Origin of the sequence: Paludisphaera mucosa (genome assembly GCF_029589435.1) — a bacterium.
GTDB classification, from domain to species: domain Bacteria; phylum Planctomycetota; class Planctomycetia; order Isosphaerales; family Isosphaeraceae; genus Paludisphaera; species Paludisphaera mucosa.
The window spans coordinates 12,947-30,449 of the sequence record NZ_JARRAG010000004.1; the positions used below are offsets into that span (position 1 = coordinate 12,947).

13 protein-coding genes are annotated in these 17,503 nt (G+C 68.1%); 6 read left to right on the plus strand and 7 right to left on the minus strand.

All coding sequences use genetic code 11. The features are described 5' to 3' along the window. The first annotated feature begins 31 nt into the window (after positions 1 to 31). On the plus strand, positions 32 to 1,471 hold the full coding sequence (locus PZE19_RS31020; RefSeq protein ID WP_277864549.1) for a DUF1501 domain-containing protein: 1,440 nt from the start codon (positions 32 to 34) through the stop codon (positions 1,469 to 1,471). A gap of 356 nt (positions 1,472 to 1,827) precedes the next feature. Next, positions 1,828 to 6,453 (plus strand): neutral/alkaline non-lysosomal ceramidase N-terminal domain-containing protein, encoded by a 4,626-nt coding sequence (locus PZE19_RS31025; RefSeq protein WP_277864550.1) that lies wholly within the window; start codon positions 1,828 to 1,830, stop codon positions 6,451 to 6,453. Between the two features lie 58 nt (positions 6,454 to 6,511). Here the strand turns inward: PZE19_RS31025 and PZE19_RS31030 are convergent, their stop codons facing one another. From PZE19_RS31030 to PZE19_RS31045, 4 genes are all read right to left on the minus strand, one after another. Further along, on the minus strand, positions 6,512 to 6,856 hold the full coding sequence (locus PZE19_RS31030; RefSeq protein ID WP_438270004.1) for a hypothetical protein: 345 nt from the start codon (positions 6,854 to 6,856) through the stop codon (positions 6,512 to 6,514). 521 nt (positions 6,857 to 7,377) lie between these two features. Next, positions 7,378 to 7,878: a helix-turn-helix domain-containing protein gene (locus tag PZE19_RS31035; RefSeq protein WP_277864551.1), complete on the minus strand. Its 501-nt coding sequence runs from the start codon at positions 7,876 to 7,878 to the stop codon at positions 7,378 to 7,380. Next, on the minus strand, positions 7,875 to 8,204 hold the full coding sequence (locus PZE19_RS31040; RefSeq protein ID WP_277864552.1) for a type II toxin-antitoxin system HigB family toxin: 330 nt from the start codon (positions 8,202 to 8,204) through the stop codon (positions 7,875 to 7,877). The genes PZE19_RS31035 and PZE19_RS31040 overlap by 4 nt, the downstream gene beginning before the upstream one ends. Positions 8,205 to 8,565: 361 nt before the next feature. Next, entirely contained in the window at positions 8,566 to 9,459 is an 894-nt protein-coding gene (locus PZE19_RS31045; protein ID WP_277864553.1) for an ice-binding family protein, read from the minus strand. A 425-nt stretch (positions 9,460 to 9,884) separates the two neighbouring features. Between PZE19_RS31045 and PZE19_RS31050 the strand changes: the two genes are divergently transcribed. Next, a complete protein-coding gene (locus PZE19_RS31050) occupies positions 9,885 to 10,187 on the plus strand; it encodes a hypothetical protein (protein ID WP_277864554.1) in 303 nt (100 codons plus the stop codon). Between the two features lie 110 nt (positions 10,188 to 10,297). On the opposite strand, the gene PZE19_RS31055 is transcribed toward PZE19_RS31050, so the two are convergent. Further along, complete coding sequence (locus tag PZE19_RS31055; protein ID WP_277864555.1) at positions 10,298 to 10,444, minus strand: hypothetical protein; 147 nt, start codon at positions 10,442 to 10,444, stop codon at positions 10,298 to 10,300. A 205-nt stretch (positions 10,445 to 10,649) separates the two neighbouring features. Between PZE19_RS31055 and PZE19_RS31060 the strand changes: the two genes are divergently transcribed. After that, on the plus strand, positions 10,650 to 11,426 hold the full coding sequence (locus PZE19_RS31060) for a PEP-CTERM sorting domain-containing protein (RefSeq protein WP_277864556.1): 777 nt from the start codon (positions 10,650 to 10,652) through the stop codon (positions 11,424 to 11,426). Positions 11,427 to 11,652: 226 nt separating this feature from the next. Here PZE19_RS31060 and PZE19_RS31065 read toward each other — a convergent pair whose 3' ends face one another. Continuing rightward, the gene (locus PZE19_RS31065; protein ID WP_277864557.1) at positions 11,653 to 11,898 is read right to left on the minus strand and encodes a hypothetical protein; all 246 of its coding nucleotides are present in this window, start codon (positions 11,896 to 11,898) and stop codon (positions 11,653 to 11,655) included. Between the two features lie 636 nt (positions 11,899 to 12,534). Here PZE19_RS31065 and PZE19_RS31070 point away from each other — a divergent pair. Together PZE19_RS31070 and PZE19_RS31075 are read left to right on the plus strand one after the other, a co-directional pair. Further along, on the plus strand, positions 12,535 to 16,449 hold the full coding sequence (locus tag PZE19_RS31070) for a 3-keto-alpha-glucoside-1,2-lyase-like domain-containing protein (protein WP_277864558.1): 3,915 nt from the start codon (positions 12,535 to 12,537) through the stop codon (positions 16,447 to 16,449). 121 nt (positions 16,450 to 16,570) lie between these two features. Further along, positions 16,571 to 17,218 carry a 3-keto-disaccharide hydrolase gene (locus PZE19_RS31075; protein WP_277864559.1) on the plus strand — a complete coding sequence of 216 codons (648 nt, stop codon included), beginning with the start codon at positions 16,571 to 16,573 and terminating at the stop codon, positions 17,216 to 17,218. A gap of 24 nt (positions 17,219 to 17,242) precedes the next feature. Here PZE19_RS31075 and PZE19_RS31080 read toward each other — a convergent pair whose 3' ends face one another. Continuing rightward, on the minus strand, positions 17,243 to 17,449 hold the full coding sequence (locus PZE19_RS31080) for a hypothetical protein (RefSeq protein WP_277864560.1): 207 nt from the start codon (positions 17,447 to 17,449) through the stop codon (positions 17,243 to 17,245). Positions 17,450 to 17,503 lie beyond the last annotated feature (54 nt).

Genomic DNA, 17,503 nt, shown 5'->3' on the forward strand with positions numbered 1-17,503 from the left:
ACGCCCTTTCTACCCCCGCGGGACGTACGCCATGAACGCCGACTACCGGCCCCCCCTATCGCGACGCCAGGCCATCCAGCGACTCGGGACCGGCTTCGGCATGCTCGGCCTGTCGGCGATGCTGGACGAGGCCGGGCTGATGGGCCTCACCGCGGCTCGCGCGTCGACGCCCGAGGCCCCTCGTACGCCGCTCGCCCCCAGGCCCCCCCACTTCGCCCCCAGGGCGAAGCGGGTGATCCACATCTACCTGAACGGCGGCCCGAGCCAAGTCGACACCTTCGACCCGAAGCCGACGCTCACGAGGTACGACGGCAGGCCGCTCCCGCAAGGCAACCTCTCCACCGAGCAGCGGACCGGGGCGGCGATGGGCTCGCCCTTCAAGTTCCGCAAGTACGGCGAGAGCGGACTCCCGATCAGCGAGATCTTCGAGCGCACCGCGGCGCACGCCGACGACCTCTGCGTCATCCGCTCGATGCAGGCCGACACGCCAAACCACGAGCAGTCGATGCGGCTGATGAACTGCGGGGACGAACGGCTGCCTCGGCCCAGCATGGGTTCCTGGTTGACGTACGGCCTCGGCTCGGAGAATGAGAACCTGCCGGCGTACGTCTCGATGTGCCCCGGCCTCCCCGTCGCCGACGTCTCGAACTGGCGGTCGGCCTTCCTGCCGGGCGTTTATCAGGGGACGTACGTCGACAGTCGCAAGGAGAAGGCCGAGGACCTGATCGAGGACATCCGCAACGCCCGCCTTTCCGCTCGCGAGCAGCGCCGGCAGCTCGATCTCCTGGCCGAAATGAATCGACGTCATCGGGAATCGCGCGCCGAGGATGATGCGCTCGACGCCCGGATCGCCAGCTTCGAACTGGCCTACCGAATGCAGATGGAAGCGACCGACGCCTTCGACGTCGAGCAGGAACCGCGACACGTCCGCGATATGTACGGCCCCGGCGTCCAAGCCCGCCAACTCCTTATCGCCCGCCGCTTGATCGAACGCGGCGTACGGTTCGTCCAGCTCTTCCACGGCGACGTCCAACCCTGGGACAACCACGACAAGCTCCCGGCCGGCCACCGAAAACTCGGCCTCGAATGCGACCAGGGGATCGCGGCCCTGCTGACCGACCTCAAGCGTCGCGGCCTGTTCGAAGACACGCTGGTCCTCTGCGGCGGCGAATTCGGCCGCACTCCGACGGTGGAGATGGTCAAGGGGAAGGCCGGGACGGGTCGCGACCACAATCACTGGGGCTTCTCGGTCTGGCTCGCCGGCGGCGGCGTCAAGGGTGGTCATATCCACGGCGCGACCGACGACGTCGGATACAAGGCCGTGGAATCCCCGGTCCACATCCATGACCTCCACGCCACGATCCTCCACCTTCTCGGCCTCGACCACACGCGGCTCACCTATCGCCACGCCGGCCGCGACTTCCGCCTGACCGACGTCCACGGGAGCGTCGTCGAAGGGATCCTGGCTTGACGGGGGTGACACCCGCCGCACCAGGTGCGGTCATCTCACGATGAGGCGACCGCGTCTGTCGTCGCGGCCGAAAGGCGAGACGATCAGGCTCTCGACCCGCAGCGCCCCGATCCCGGATCCCGAAGCGGCGCTCGTCGGAAAACCCATACCCCTCCGTTACAGCGACTTGTGGAGGTCCCCTCTTTCCGCGGAGGCGACCCCGACCGGGGGAGGTTCGACTTCGATCTCGAAGATCCGCTCCTCCCCACACCCCCCCGAGCCGGCCGCCACAGCGACCGTTCCACCTGAGGCCGCGCCGGAGCCGGCCTCCGCGACTCCCACCCCGCCCGCCGTCACACGCCGGAGAGGATCGCCCGATGCCCAAGACGCTCGAATCACGGAGTAGGCGGCTGCGGCCGCTCGTCGTCCTCATCGCTCTCGGGATCGCCGCGGGGGCCGACGACGACGGGGCTGCGGCCGAACTTCCGACGACCGACGTGGGCGCCGCGCGCGCGGACGTCACCCCCGACTACTCGATCCGTTTGAGCGGCTACGGGGCTCGGACGACGGGCTCGGTCGGGGTCGACCAGAAGATCTGGGCCAAGGCCCTGGCGATCGGCTCGGACGCGGAAGGGCCGAGGGTGCTCGTCTCGGTCGACAACCTGGGCGTCCCGGACGCCGTGGTCGAGGAGGTCGCCGGCAGACTGAGGCGTCATGCGGGCATCCCCCGCGAACGCTTCGTGGTCTCGTCGTCGCACACGCATAGCGCCCCTTGCGTCTCCGGCTGCGCCGACAACATCTTCTCCAGGGCCGTCCCCGACCACGAGCTGGCGACGATCCGCCGCTACACGGGAGAGCTGACCGACCGCATCGAGGAGGTCGCCGTCGCCGCGCTCGCGGCGCGGGCGCCGGCGCGGCTCGCTTGGTCGGAGGGACGCGCCGGATTCGCGCGCAATCGTCGGACGCGGGGAGGGCCCGTCGACCACGCCCTTCCGGTCTTGAAGGCGACCGGGAGGGACGGCAAAATCCTGGCGATCCTGCTCAACTACGCGTGCCACTGCACGACGGTCGTTCCGGCCGACAATACGATCCACGGCGACTGGGCCGGCGTCGCCCAGGAGGAGGTCGAGCGCGAGCTGCCCGGCGCGATGGCGCTGACGGTCATCGGCTGCGGCGCCGATTCCGACCCGTCGCCTCGCGAAACGCCCGGGGCTGTGGAGAAGCACGGACGAGAGATCGCCCAGGAGGTCAAACGCATGCTATCCGGGACCTGGATCGACCTGCCCGCGCCGCCCGAGGCCCGGTTCCGGCGGGTCAAGGTTCCCCTCGACGCGCCGCCCACCCGCGCGCAGCTCGAAGCGACCGTGAAGGCGGGCGGCCACGGGGCCTACAACGCCTCGACCCAACTGGCCCGGCTCGATCGCGGCGAGCCGCTCCAGGAGGCGCTCGACTACCCCGTCCAGACCTGGAGGTTCGGCGACCGGCTGGTCATGGTCTTCCTCGCGGGCGAGGTCGTCGTCGACTACGCCCTCCGGCTCAAGACCGAGCTGGACGCGAGCCGCGTCTGGGTCACGGCCTATTCCAACGACGTCCCGTGCTACATCCCGTCCGAGCGCGTGCTCCGGGAAGGGGGATACGAAGGGGGCGAGGCCATGGCCTACTACGGCCGGCCCGCCCGGCTGAAGGCGGGGGTCGAAGACCTGATCGTCTCGACCGCGCTCGGCCTCGTCCCCGAGGAGTTCCGGTCCGGGCGGAAGGTGGACGTCGAGGCCCCGCCGCCGATGTCGCCCCAGGACTCGTTGCGGTCGATCCGCGTCAAGCCGGGTCTCCGCGTGGAGCTCGTCGCTTGCGAGCCCCTGGTCGTGGCCCCCGTGGCGATCGACTTCGCGGCCGACGGCTCGCTCTGGGTCTGCGAGATGCGCGACTACCCGAGCGGGATGGACGGCAAGTACAAGCCGGGCGGCGTGATCAAGCGGCTTCGCGACTCCGACGGCGACGACCGCTACGACACGGCCGTGAACTTCCTCGAAAACGTCCCGTTCCCCACCGGGGTCATGGCGTGGCGCAATGGCGCCCTGATCTGTTCGGCGCCCGACGTGATCTACGCCGAGGACCTCGACGGCGACGGCAAGGCCGACCTGAAGAAGGTCCTCTTCACCGGCTTCGAGACGGGCAACTACCAGGGCCGAGTCAACGGCCTGTCGTACAACATGGACAACTGGATCTACGGCGCGAACGGGATCATCGGCGGCGTGATCAAGGGGGACGTCTCCGGGCGGATCGTCGACCTCGGCGTCCGCGACTTCCGACTCCGGCCCGACGACGGCCGGCTGGAGCTGGCCTCAGGGCAGTCGCAGAGCGGCCGCGTCCACGACGACTGGGGCGCCCAGTTCGGCAACAACAACGGCAACTGGCTTTTCCAGTTCCCCATGCCCGAGCACGCCGCTCGTCGCAATCCCTGGGTCGCCCCGCCGCCACCGCTCGTCGACGTCCCTCGTTACGACGAACGCCACCGGCTCTTCCCGATCAGTCGCACGCTGGAGCGCTTCAACGACCCCCAAACCGCCGATCACGCCACGTCCTCGTGCGGGCCGTGCATCTACCGCGACACCCTGCTCGGCGCCGAGTACGCGGGTGATGCGTTCGTCTGCGAGCCGGTGCACAACGTCGTCCATCGCGAGGTCCTCGATCCCGACGGCGTCCTGTTCGCGGGTCGGCGCGCCGACGACGAACAGGCCTCGGAGTTCCTCGCTTCGACCGACAACTGGTTCCGCCCCGTCCAGGCGCGCGCCGGGCCCGACGGCGCGCTCTACGTCGTCGACATGTACCGGTTCGTCATCGAGCACCCGCGATGGATCAGCCCCGACCGGCTCGCGAAGCTCGACGTGCGGGCCGGCGAGGACAGGGGCCGCATCTACCGCGTCGTCGTCGGCGCCAGGCGGCCCCGGCGCGTCCCCGACCTCGATCGGCTGGCGACCCCGGCGCTCGCCGAGGCCCTCGACTCGACCAACGGAACCCTGCGCGACCTCGTCCAGCGCGTCCTAGTCCACCGCGGCGACCGCTCGGCCGTGCCCGCGCTGGAGAAGATAGCCGCCGCGAGCGCGCGTCCCGAGGCCAGGGCCCAGGCCCTCTGGGCGCTTGACGGCCTGGGAGCCCTGACGCCGACGGCCGTCCGCGCCGCGCTGGCGGATGCGTGTCCGGCCGTCCGCGGCCAGGCCGTGCGACTCGCCGAACCCTGGCTGGGCAAGGACGAGGAATTGGCCCGGAAGGTCCTGGCGCTGGTGGACGACCCCGACGTCCTCATCCGGTTCCAGCTCGCGATGAGCCTCGGCGAGTGGGACGACCCGCGAGTCGGCGAGGCGCTCGGCCGGCTGGCGGTCGCGACGCCGGCGGACCTCTGGGTCGCGGCGGCGATCCTCAGTTCGGCCAAGGGGAAGAGCGCCCCGATCCTCGCGGCGCTCGTCTCGCCTGGGGCGGACGCCGGGGCCCGATCCTCGATGATCGGGCCGCTGATCGCCACCCTGGCGAACTCCGGCCCCCCCGCAGAGCTCGCCGAGGCGACGGCGGCGATCGCCCGCCCTGAGTCCGACGGAACCTACGCGCCGTGGCGGTTCGCGGCGCTGGCGGAGGTCCTCGACGCCGGCGGGAAGATCCCGGACGATCGCCGGGGCGGCCTCCTCCCCATCCTCGACGCCGCGCGTCGCACCGCCGACGATGCGGAGGCGGCCGCCGCGAGCCGGGCGACGGCCGTGCGGCTGATCGGACGCGACGCGGGCCGGCGCGGCGAGGATCGCGCGGCGTTGATCGCGCTGCTCGATCCGAGGAACCCGCGCGCGGTCCAGTCGGCGGCGGTCCGCGGACTGGCCGGGCTCGCCGACGCGGAGTCGGCCGAGGGGATCTTGAGGGAGTGGGATTCGCTCGACCCGACCCTCCGTTCGGAATGCCTCGACCTCCTGCTCAGCCGGCCCGTCCTGGTGGAGGTGGTCCTCTCGACGATCGAGCGAGGGGGCCTCGCGGCGTCCGAGATCGGCGCGACGCATCGCCAGCGGCTCCTCGAACACGAGGACCCTTCCGTGCGCGACCGTTCTTCACGCGTGCTCGCGAGGTCCCGGACGCGCCAGGACGTGGTGGACTCCGCCATGCCCGCCCTCGCGCGCCCCGGGGACGCCGCGCGGGGCCGGGAGGTGTTCGCACGCCTCTGCGCCGCCTGCCACAGGCTGGCGGGGAAGGGGCAGGAGGTCGGGCCGGACTTGGCGGCGCTGACGGACAAGAGCCTCTCGGCGCTGACCGTCGCGATCCTGGACCCGAACCGCGACGTCGAGGCCCGATACGTCAACGTCACCGCGGCGCTCCGGGACGGCCGCGTCCTGACCGGCCTGATCTCCTCGGCGAGCGGAGATGCGATCACGCTGAAGCGGCAGGACGGGCTCTCCGACGTCGTCCTCCGCTCCAACCTCGAATCGATCCGTTCCTCGGGCCGCTCGCTCATGCCCGAGGGGCTCGAGAACGACCTGAAGGGGACGGACTTGGCCGATCTCGCGGCCTTTATCGCCGGCCGGCCCAAGAACGTTGAAGGCAACCGACCCGAGATGGTCGCCCAGGAGGCGGACGGCTCGATCACCCTGACGGCCAAGACCTCCGAGATCCACGGCTCGTCCCTGACCTTCGAGACGCAGTTCGAGAACCTCGGCCTCTGGCACGGCGACGACGATTACGCCGCCTGGTCGATCCGGCTGGAGAAGCCGACGTCGTTCACCGTAGCGATGCAGTGGGCCTGCGCCGACGAGTCGGCGGGCGGCCGGTTCCGGATCGACGTGGGGGGCGAGAAGATCGAGGGATTCGTCGGCGGGACGGGCTCGCGGTCGTGGGCGAACTACCGCTCGATCTTCGTCGGCGAGGTCGACCTGCCGGCGGGCTTCCACACGCTCTCCATCCGGCCGGCGCGACCGCTCCACGGGGCCTTTCTAGACTTGAAGTCGATCGTGCTGAGCCCGAGGCCTTGAGCCTCGACCCCGGCCGGCCCGATCGGACGATACGCCGAAGCCTTCCCAGTCACCGCCCCTAGAAGCCCCGACACCATGAAGCCATAAGGATGTTGAAGTGGATCATTGCGCAGTCGATCGAGGGCCGAATTTCATGGATGTCCGCCCGGCGGTCGGTGCGGAATCGGAGGCGGCGGTGATGGGCGAGCCGTGAGAGCGAACGCTCGACGACCCAGCGGAACTCGCCCAGGCCGCTGCCGTGGGCCGTCCCGCGTCGGGCGATCCGAGGCCGGATGCCCCTCGCCCGCGGGCGGCCGCGGAAGGCCTTGGAATCGTAATCGCGGTCCGCGAGCAGTTCTTTCAGCCGCCGTCGCGGCTGGCCGGGACGGTCGCCGACCGGCGGCACGCGGCCGTCGACGACCACGTGGTGGTTGCTCCCCTCCCCTTCTTCCGCCGGTCGACCGGGCTCGGGCCGGTCCGCTCGCCGCTGTAGAGCTTCTCGGAAGTTCAGCGGCAGCGGTTCTGCCGAAACATAAAGCCGCTTATACGAATGATCCCTCGACTGCCTCGGCGGGGCACCCGAAGGGCGGATACGCCATAAGAATAATCGCCACATTTTAACGTCTGCAACCATTATTCACATCATCAGACCCGCTGACGATGTCGGCAGTGGAGAAAATCCGCGACGCTGTGATGGCACTCCCCTAATCTCGGAGGGCGGTCGAGGCTCAATAGACGGGCGTCACGAGGACAGCCCGCGAGTTCTCCGACCTACCGACGATACAATCCCACGAGCGACGAATACCGCGAACTACTGCGGGCGTACCTCGAGTTCCAGACGAGACCGATCACCGCCCCGAATTCTCGACGCCCGTTAGAATTACAGGACAGCGAGAATCGACGAGCCGCCTGCCTGGGGCGAGTCCGTCGGTTGCGGCTATTTCGTCATGTCCTCGGCAGGAAGACCGCCGGCGGGACGTTGAAGAAGCGAGCGAGGTCGACGACTTGGGACTTGGTGAGGTTTCGGGCGCCGCGAAGTACGGCGGAGACGGTGGACTGCGAGATGCCGACCTCGTCCCGGAGGACGGTCTGGCTGACCCCTTTTTGCTCCATCAACAAGCCGAGGACGTCGGCCTCGGAGGCGTCCGGGATCGGGCGCGTCCTGGCCTCGTAAGCCTCGACGAGGCCCGTGAGGACGGCCAGATACGATTCCGCGCCCTCGTCCAGGTCCCGACACATCAGAGTCTCGACCGTCGCCAACGCCTCGCCGAGGTGGGCGTCGTCCCGGATGGGTTGCAGCGGGAACTTCTTCACCAGGGCGAGATATTTCCGAAGGTGAACGAGGGGCGCGAGGGACGCCTTCGCCATCCCGCCGGACGAGGCTGGAAGAACGGCGGCCTCGTGCCCCTTCGGGACCTTGGCCCGTGATCCTTTCTTGACGGTCATCGTCTTCCACCTTTCTTAAGGGCCTTGCCACCAGGCTTATCTTTCGGCGACGCGGCCGCCCCCGCCTTGGATTTCCTGGGCGGGCCGGGCTCATGGCACCCGCATTGGTCGGGCCATAGATCCCTGTCGTATTCCTCGTGGTCCATCACCCGCTTGATGAACACGATGGATCGGGCGAAATCGACCTTGGCGATGATCCGATAGTGATTGCCGCCGACGTCGAAGACGAAGCAATCGCCGACCTTGTCGGCCGCGCGGAACGTCTGCTGGAGTTCCCCGAAGTCGGCCCAGACCATCGCCTCGGTGAGTTTGTACCAGGCTCTCATGCGGGACTCGGCCTGAGGATCCCCCGGCCGAGATCGCCAGAAGTCTCGCAGCGGCGCCAAGGTCATTACGTGCATATCGGTTTCCCGGAAGTCGCGGCGGCCCTGAGCCTACTATCGCAGGATGCGTTGACCGCGTCCAGGGCAAGTATCGCGTATTGCGATAGAATGGTCCTGTAATCGCCGGGGGTCGAAGGCCTGGAGGCCCGCCCGACGCAGTCCGGCGCGCATGCAAGCCGGGGCCTTGTCGCAACGTTGGGAGAGGGCGAAGCCGGGGTGGATCGGCTCAAGTCGAGCCGAACCAGTATAAAGCCCATTATCGGACCCAGCCGGCCGACGAAATTCCGGGAGATTCAAGTCCTGCTCAGGCCGAGCGTCGCCCCGCGCATGACGACGGCCGAGCCCGTCGATCGCGCGAGGAGCGCGGCCGCTTCGTCTTCGTCTTCGTCTTCGTCGGGTCGTCAGTCGGTGACGCTCTGCGTCGCCGGGGCACGACGCTCAGGACGCCGAGAGCCCCGACGCCCAGCATCGCCAGCGAGGCCGCCTCGGGGACGGCGGCGAGATCGACGCAGTCGACGATCATGTCGCTGTCGAGGGTGACGGCGCCGTTGCGGGCCAGCGCGCTCCCGTTGATGATGCTCGCATCGGTGTTCAGGGTGATGCTCGTCAGGGCGAGGATGTGGCCGGCGAAATCCGTGCCCGTGCCCAGCGTCGCCGAGCTGCCGACCTTCCAGAAGACGTTGGATCCAGGAGGCACGCTTCCTGCGTCGACCACCGACACCGACGAGCCGCTGGCCGTCGAGAGGGTGCTGCCCTTCTGGAAGACGAGCTGGACATTCGCTTCGCCCTGGGCGTCGAGCGTGTGGGTCCCCGTCAGCTGGGCCGACGACGACAAGAAGTAGACGCCCGGCAGGAGCACCAAGCCGCCCAGGTTCATGCTCGACAGGTCCTGCGTGGGCGCCAGCGCCGCCGCGGCGTTATAGGCCGTCGTCCGATCGAGCTGGTCCTGCGCCGCCACGGCGTCCCCGACGGGCTTCGTGTAGGGAGCCACCAGGCTCCCCGGCGGGAAGCGGTGACAGCCGCCCCAGGGCTGACGCCCAAGTCGCCGCCGTCGATGACGGAGGGCCCGGTGTCGGTCACCGTCGCGCCCGCCAGGACGGCGAAGTCCCCCCTCCGTCCCCAGGACGATGTCGGCCTGCGCCCGCGTCGAGACGTCGACGGCGGCCAGCGTCGGCAAGCTCATGGTCGTCGACTTCATGCAACCCATCGATTTTAAGGTGGTCGATACTTGGATGCGTCGGGATCGCTGCCGCCAGGCGATGCGAGGCCGCCTGAAGGTATGGACGCGCCGCCTTCTCAGGCGGGGCGTGCATTAATTAATTATGTGCTAATATATAGTCTAGAGAATATTGCGTTTCGCATCATCGTTTCCGGGTCCTCTTGATATTCGAGCCTCGCCGGCAGGAGGGCGGACGGGCGCGACTTGGGCGCCGCGGGCCCCTCCTTCCGGATCGAATGCGGTCCACGGCTCGACGCGATGGGGAGATCAGCACAAGCGAAGTCGAGACATCAAAATCTTGTAGATATAATTTATTTGCGTATCATTATGTAATAAAAATCTGATGATAGATATCACCGGATCTCCGGAAACCCAGCCCGGCCTTCATCCAAGGAGCTTTCTGCGTGATCTCTTCCGAGTTGAAGCAGGGCGACGCCGACCGCTTGGAGGAGATCCGGCGCGAGAAATCGGCGAAGGGCGCCCTCCGGCCCGTAAAGGCGATCGTTGACCGGCCCCCGGCCCCGCCGGCGAGCGAGCCGATTCGGGAAGCCCCCGCCCCCTGCGCCGCGGTCTCACCCCTCCACGCCCGCCGCAGGCGGGGCCGGCAGACGGGCCGATTGGACATCCCGGCGTTCGCCGTCGACGACGTCGGCGAGCGGTTGAAGGTGAAGCGGGACCGGAGATGGAAGGCCAAGGAAGGCGCCTGAGGAGATCCCGCTCTCACGCCGCGCAAGCTGAGGCCAAGACAACGTGACACTTGAGCACGGCCTCGGACCTGACCGCCTCCCTGCCGGCGTACCTGAGCCATTGCCTTTCCTTACTCGGTGAGCCTCGCCGCGGCCTCCTTGAGCTTGCCGGCGTCGACGAGGGCCTCCCCGGTCCTCGCGACCTTGCGCGGCTCGCCCTTCTCGGGCTTCGACTCGTCATCGGCCAGCGTCCCGTGACCTCGGCCTTGAGTACGCAAGGCTCACGGGTTCCGGCTGGGGATGGACGCAAACCGCCTGATGAACCCTGGGACACCCGGCGTCGCGTGTCTCATATCGGCACTTGATTGACCAGCGTCCCCGAGCCGGCTAACATGAGCCGCGGCACCTTTGACGAAAAGAGTGAGGAGGAGTGAGGAGGCGACGTCGCATTTCATCTACCTCGGTCCACCGGAGGTCAAACGCATGTCACGTCGAATGTTGCGCTTCGTTTTCTTTTGCGGCATCGCCGCTCGTCTCGCGGTCCCGGCCCACGCCGGATTCATGTCGGGGAAGATCATCGTCGACGCAACGGGCGTCGCCGGCATGGAAGAGTCGATCAGAGTCAAGTCGACGGTCGTCGCCCCCCCTCGGGGGTCATCAACCGAGCAAGTCAAATTCACACCGGCGGCCGCGGATGTCGCCAACGCCGCCGCCAAGGCCGCCTTCATCGCCGCCCAGATCAACGCCCAGTCCGTCAATCAGACCGCTGCGGCCGTAGCAGGCGTGGTGACTGTGACCCCGGTAGCTGGGAGGGAACTCGACAAGATCTCTTTCAACCCCGGCAAATCGGGGGAGGTCCTACGGATAAACCCTGAACAGCTGTCCGCGGGATTGGGCCTCAATTATGATCTCGAGTTGACCGGCGTGGCGACTCTGGGCTTCGCAGGGACCGCGACACTTTCGATCGGCGGCCCCGGCGGCGGCGATTTTTCGACTCTGACGAGCGGCCTGACTGCCAGCCAGATCCTTCTCGATCTCGAGACGCAAATCAACACCACGACCTCGCTCGGTGCCATGATCATCGGCAATAGCCTCATCCTGACCAATGTCACCACGAGCAACGACATTGCCGCGCTCGTGACCGACTCTGGTTTCTCCTATTCCTACGGCGTCACGGCGGTCCCCGAGCCCTCGACGCTCGCGATGGGCGCGACGGCCGCGCTGGCGGGCCTGGCGGCCCTGCGACGTCGCCGCGTCTGACACCCGCAGGCACCACTCGATGCGGAATCACCACCCCCGAGCCCCACGTGAGCAGGGACGGCGTGACGGGCTCCATCGCCCGCATCCGCTCCATCTGCTCGGTGAGGCCGGGGTTGTAGGCGGAGCCGAAGACCTGGGCCGCGATGGCGTCGAGTTTCTGGGCAAGCGTCGCGGCGGCCGCTTGCCCCTGATCCTGTTTCCCTCCGCTCGGGCGGGTCGGGGTGATCTACCGGCCGCGCCTCGGCAGCTCCTGCCATTGCAGTTGCTCGGCCTGCTGACGGTTCACAAACTGCATCAGCTGGAGAAGCCGAGCCTGCTGCTGGGCGAACGCTTGTAAGGCGGCCCCGACGCCGTCGCCGATCTGCTCCAGATCAGCCCTGATCTGGCGGTTCTCGGCGAGAACCCTCTGGAGTTCGGCCTCGCCGGCGCGTCCCTGGCGGGCCTGGAACTCGACCCGGTTGTCGCGGGCCAAGGCCTCGCCATCGACGGGGAGGAATCCACCGTTGTTGGCGCACGCGAAGTTCCGGTCTTCGAACGCGGCGGCTTCACGGGCTTGCTGCCTGCGGAAAGGAGCCGGGGCCCTCGCCGCAGTCGCGAAGATCTAGAGGTCGTTCGTGACGCTGTTGAGATTCGCCGCGAATCCGCCGCTCGTGCTCGTGACGTCCTGAATGGCGTAGCTGAGGTTGTAGACGCCCTGCCCCCGGTTCGCCGCCGAGGTCCCGCCGCCGGACGCCCGGTTGCCCCCAGCAACGACTCGTTTCGGGCCACGAGCGAATTGAGAATTCGCGGCGTCGTGAGCGCCGTATCTGATCTGCGACGGCCGCACAAAGGCTGATCGTTCGGGAGCACGGCCGAGGCGTGTCATGAGCGAGGCTGGAGGCTCGTTTCGACCCTTCGTCCCGGGGCGAGCGCCATCGCAACCGAGCGATCGGTTTCGGGGCGGATCTGCCAACCGGCCGTCGCTCCGGTGATTTTGCCGCGTAACTGTCGAAACCGAAAGGCGGGGCGGTCGCCGATTTTCGTCCGCCGCGAGGCGACATGTTCGATGGTAGCACTCGCATCAAGAGCCCTGGTCATGTATCGTCGAGGACCGATCAAGGAGATCCCCATGATGATCGAGTCATTCGACCTGAAAATTCCCGCCGTCGCGGCCCTCGTCCTGGTGGGGTTCCTCCCCATTTCCGCTCGGTCGCAAGAAGCCCCGTCACGGGCCGACGCCGACGCGAGGTTGGTCGGCTCGGAGGGCGTTCGCGAGCTCGACGAGGCGTCCGGCTATCGCTGGACGACGACCGTCGCGGCCAGCGACTCCGCCGCGCCGGGCCGAAACTCTGCGGGCTGGACGAGAAAGCATGGCTTCACTCGCGTCGCTCTTTCCGGCGAGCCGTCTCCCCTGGATTTCGTGACCCGGGGCGGCAAGTCGGCCGTCCTGCTCGACGGCTATTGGCGGGTTCCGAGCCGGCCGAGGTCGGGTGGCCAGGCCGGGGCGCCGGGCGGCGGAGAACTCCGGACGATCGCCGGATTTCGACCGCCCGTCGTCCAAGCGGAGGAACTGCTCGGCGCCGCTACCGAGGTGCGACATGAGGGCGACCGGGTGAAGGCCGTCCTGCCCCCCGAGTCCGCCGCCGCGCTCCTCGACCTGGAGGCGCCCACGCGGCGAGGCAGCCGACGCGTCGAAGCGCCGATCAAGGGCCCGCACGGATCCGTCGAGTTCCACATCGTGGACGGCCTCCTGACCGAGTACGCTTTGACGCTCGGCGGGTCGCGACGCATCGGCGACCGCGAGGTCGCTCTCGACCGGACGATCACCACGAGGATCGTCGACGTCGGCGTCGCGAAGGTTGACGTCCCGGAAGACGCCCGGGAGATCGTCGAGGCGCTCGTCGCCGGGCAGGAGCCGAAGGTTTTCGCCCCTGAGGACGGGTTCCGCAGGCTGTTCGACGGCCGCAGCCTCAGCGGATGGGAGGGCCGGCCGGGCTTCTGGTCGGTGGAGGACCACGCGATCGTCGGCCGGACCACGAAGGATCATCCGACGAAGGGGAACACGTTCCTCTTCGCGAAGTCGGCCGGTGCGAACCTCATCGTCGACGATTTCGAGTTGCGGCTGGCCTTCAAGATCACCGCCGACAACGCCACGGGCTTCGCCAACTCGGGGATCCAATATCGCAGCCGCGATCGCGGCGATTTCGTGGCCGCCGGTTACCAGGCCGACATGGAAGCCGGTCCGCGTTACTCGGGCATCCTCTATGACGAGGCGGGCGGCGCGGGCGGGCGCGGGATCATGGCCGATCGCGGCGAGAAGGTCACCTGGACCGCCGACGGCCGCAAGGACGTCACAGGTCGTCTGGGCACGTCCGAGGAGATCGGGGCCAAGATCAAGAAGGACGACTGGAACGAGTACGTCGTGATCGCACGAGGAAACCATCTCCAGCATTTCACCAACGGCGTCCCGACCGTGGACGTCTACGACGAGGACGCGGCGAAGCGGCTCGATTCGGGGATCCTCGCTCTCCAGCTCCACGCGGGCGAGCCGATGACGGTCCGGTTCAAGGACGTGCGCATCAAGTCGCTGCGATCGGCCTCGGAGTCGGCCGCCGGCAACGTGAGGGTCGCCAAGGGGTTCAAGCTCGACCAGATCTACTCGGTCCCGAAGGAGTCTCAGGGCTCGTGGGTGGCGCTCTGCGTCGACCAGAAGGGCCGACTGATCGCCGCCGACCAGCGGGGCAAACTCTACCGCATGACGACCCCACCCCTCGACCGCAGCTCCGAGGTCGAGCCCGAGGCGATCGGCGTCGACCTGGCGGGCGCGCACGGCCTGCTCTATGCCTTCGACAGCCTCTACGTGATGGTGAACGAGGCGGGGACGCACGGCCTTTACCGCGTCCGCGACACCGACGGCGACGACCGTTACGACGAGGTCAAGCTCCTCCGCGAGATCAAGGGGGGCGGCGAGCACGGCATGCACTCGATCCTCCTGTCGCCGGACGGCAAGTCGCTGTTCGTCGTCTGCGGCAATTCGACCGAGCTGACGAAAGTCGACACGTCGCGCCTGCCCCTCAACTGGGGCGAAGACAACCTGGCGACCCGCGTCCCGACCGGCTTCATGGACGACTCGCTCGCGCCCCAGGGCTGGATCGCCCGCACCGACCCGGACGGCAAATCATGGGAGCTGGTCGCGGCCGGCCTGAGGAACCCGTTCGACCTCGCCTTCAACCGTGAGGGCGAGCTGTTCACATACGACGCGGATATGGAGTGGGACATCGGCGAGCCCTGGTACCGGCCCACGCGCATCAACCACGTGATCAGCGGCGCCGAATACGGCTTCCGAAACGGGTCGGGCAAGTGGCCCGCCTACTACATCGACAGCTTCGGCGCGGTCGTCGACATCGGCCCGGGATCGCCCACGGGGATCACATTCGGCTACGGGGCGAAGTTCCCGAAGAAATACGAGGACGCCCTCTTCATCTGCGATTGGAGTTTCGGGAAGCTCCGCGCCGTGCACTTGCGGCCCGACGGCGCCAGTTACGCCGGCGAGGTCGAGGAGTTCATCAGCGGTCAGCCCCTGCCGGTGACCGACGTGGTGATCAACCCGAAGGACGGCGCGATGTACCTCGCCGTCGGGGGCCGCGGGGCCCAGTCGGCCCTCTACCGCGTGACCTACGTCGGCGGCGAGGTCCCGCAGCCGATCCCGGTCCAGCCGGGCTCCACGATGCGCGACCTGCGGCGCAAGCTCGAAGGCTACCACGGCCACGCCGACGCCGCCGCGATCGACGCCGCCTGGCCGTACCTCTCGGATCAGGATCGCGCCATCCGCTACGCCGCCCGCATTGCCCTGGAATGGCAGGACCCGGCGACCTGGCGGACGAAGGCCCTCAAGGAGTCCGACCCACGCAAGGCGATCGCGGCCCTCGTCGCCCTTTGCCGGGACAGCGGGAAGGACGAACCGCATCGCAAGGCGGACGATCCCAGACCGGATCCTGCGCTCCAGGGGGAGATCCTAAAAGCCCTGGATTCGATCGACTGGTCAAGCCTCGGCCGCATGGATCGCGTCGACCTGCTGCGCGCCTACGCCCTGGCGTTCACGCGCCTGGGCCGGCCCGACGAGGAGGCTGCCCGGCGGTTGGCCGCTCGGCTCGACGCTTTCTTCCCCTCGAAGGCCGTCGAATCCGATTACCTGCTGGCGGAAATCCTCTCCTATCTCCAGGCCCCGACGGCCGCCCCGAAGATCATGGCGGCCCTGCGCGACGCCCTGACGCAGGAGGAAAAGGTCCAGTACGCCCTGATTCTCCGCGGGCTCAAGGCCGGCTGGACGCGGCCGCTCCGCGAGGAGTATTTCCGCTGGTTCGTCACCGAGGCCGCGACCTTCCGCGGGGGCAACACCTTCGCGAGCTCGCTCCAGACGATCAAGAACCAGGCGATCGAGTCGCTTAGCGAGGAAGAGCGGACGGCTCTCAAGCCGATCCTGGACGCCCGCCCCTCGACGAAGTCGCCACGCGATCTGCTGGCGGCGCGGAAGACCGTCAAGGAGTGGACCCTCGCTGAGTTGGTCCCCATCGTCGAACGCGGCATGGGCGAGAAGCGCGACCTGGACCGCGGCCGGCGGCTCTTCGGCTCGGTGGCATGCGCCTCGTGTCATCGCTGCGGATCGGACGGCGGCGGGGTCGGCCCGGATCTCACGGCCGTTTCGGGCCGATTCAACGTCCATGACCTGCTCGAATCGATGGTCGAGCCGAGCAAGGTGATCAGCGACCAGTACGCCGCCGTCGTCATCGCCAAGACCGACGGCCAGGTGGTCACGGGCCGCGTGGGCAACGTCTTCGGCGACACCCTGAGCGTCGTCGAGGACATGTTCGACCCGGGCCACTTCACCAACGTGAAGCGTGCGGACATCGACGAGATGAAGGCGTCGCCGATCTCGCAGATGCCCGTCGGCCTGCTTTCGAGCCTCACGGAGGACGAGATCCAGGACCTCGTGGCGTTCCTCCTCGTCCGCAGCGATGCCCGGGGCGCTCCACCTCGGCCGTGAGTGCCCCGGCGCATCCGTCGCATGGGAGGGCTATAATCCGCGCTCAGGACCGGGGAATGTCCAACCCGGCCAGGAGCAAACGGCTCTGGCCCTCCTTCACGATCTCTTCGAGGATATCGCCATGAGATACGCCCTGGCGTCCGTCGCCGCGTTCGTCGCGCTGTCGCTCCCCGCTTCCGCCCAGGACCGGTCGCACCGGCTCTTCAACGGCCGCGACCTGTCGGGGTGGAAAGCGATCTCCGACAAGGAGAACGCCGACGCGGCCGCCACCTGGAGCGTCGTCGACGGCGTGCTCAAATGCACCGGCGAGCCGGCCGGGTATCTCAAGACCGACGACGAGTACAGCGACTACGTCCTGTCGCTGGAGTGGCGCTGGCCGAAGGGGAGCAAAGGGGGGAACAACGGGGTCCTCGTGCATACCTCCACCCCCCGGGCGCTCGGCGTCTGGCCCAAGTCGATCGAGGTGCAGCTCTATGCGGGCAACGCGGGCGACCTATGGGTGATCGGCACCGACCTCGACGTCCCCGACGAGGCGAGCCGCAAGGAGGATCGTCGGCACAAAAACCTGACCGACGGCTCCGAGAAGCCGATCGGCGAGTGGAATCGCATGGAGATCACCTGCGAGGGCTCCACGATGCGGGTGAAGGTGAACGGCGATCTGGTCAATGAGGCGACCAACTGCACCGTCTCGCGGGGCGCGATCAGCCTGCAGTCCGAAGGGACGCCGATCGAGTTCCGCAACATCGTGATCACCCCGTTGAAGCCCTGAAGGCGTTCGCGAGCGATCTCGACCTCAGGCCGCACCGTCCTCGTCGTCCTCTCGGGAAGACGATTCTCCGGTGCGGCCTTTCTTCGGGTCTTGATCCCGCGTCGAGGGAGCATCGCGATGGGGCGGGACCTGGCCGGCCGCCTCGACGACCATTCCCTCGTCGGCCGGTTCCATCCGCTGACCGCTGGCCCCCGCCATGCCGGTCTGACTGGTCTTCTCCTCGCTCGCCATCCTGCACCTCCTTTGCAATCGAGATCGCCTGAGTTCCCTGCTCGACCATGTGCG

Bases quoted from the DNA above. Each gene is read 5' to 3' on its own strand.
- PZE19_RS31020 (WP_277864549.1), top strand. From the start codon at position 32: ATGAACGCCGACTACCGGCCCCCCCTATCGCGACGCCAGGCCATCCAG.
- PZE19_RS31025 (WP_277864550.1), top strand. From the start codon at position 1,828: ATGCCCAAGACGCTCGAATCACGGAGTAGGCGGCTGCGGCCGCTCGTC.
- PZE19_RS31035 (WP_277864551.1), bottom strand. From the start codon at position 7,878: ATGACCGTCAAGAAAGGATCACGGGCCAAGGTCCCGAAGGGGCACGAG.
- PZE19_RS31040 (WP_277864552.1), bottom strand. From the start codon at position 8,204: ATGAGAGCCTGGTACAAACTCACCGAGGCGATGGTCTGGGCCGACTTC.
- PZE19_RS31045 (WP_277864553.1), bottom strand. From the start codon at position 9,459: ATGAAGTCGACGACCATGAGCTTGCCGACGCTGGCCGCCGTCGACGTC.
- PZE19_RS31060 (WP_277864556.1), top strand. From the start codon at position 10,650: ATGTCACGTCGAATGTTGCGCTTCGTTTTCTTTTGCGGCATCGCCGCT.
- PZE19_RS31070 (WP_277864558.1), top strand. From the start codon at position 12,535: ATGATGATCGAGTCATTCGACCTGAAAATTCCCGCCGTCGCGGCCCTC.
- PZE19_RS31075 (WP_277864559.1), top strand. From the start codon at position 16,571: ATGAGATACGCCCTGGCGTCCGTCGCCGCGTTCGTCGCGCTGTCGCTC.
- PZE19_RS31080 (WP_277864560.1), bottom strand. From the start codon at position 17,449: ATGGCGAGCGAGGAGAAGACCAGTCAGACCGGCATGGCGGGGGCCAGC.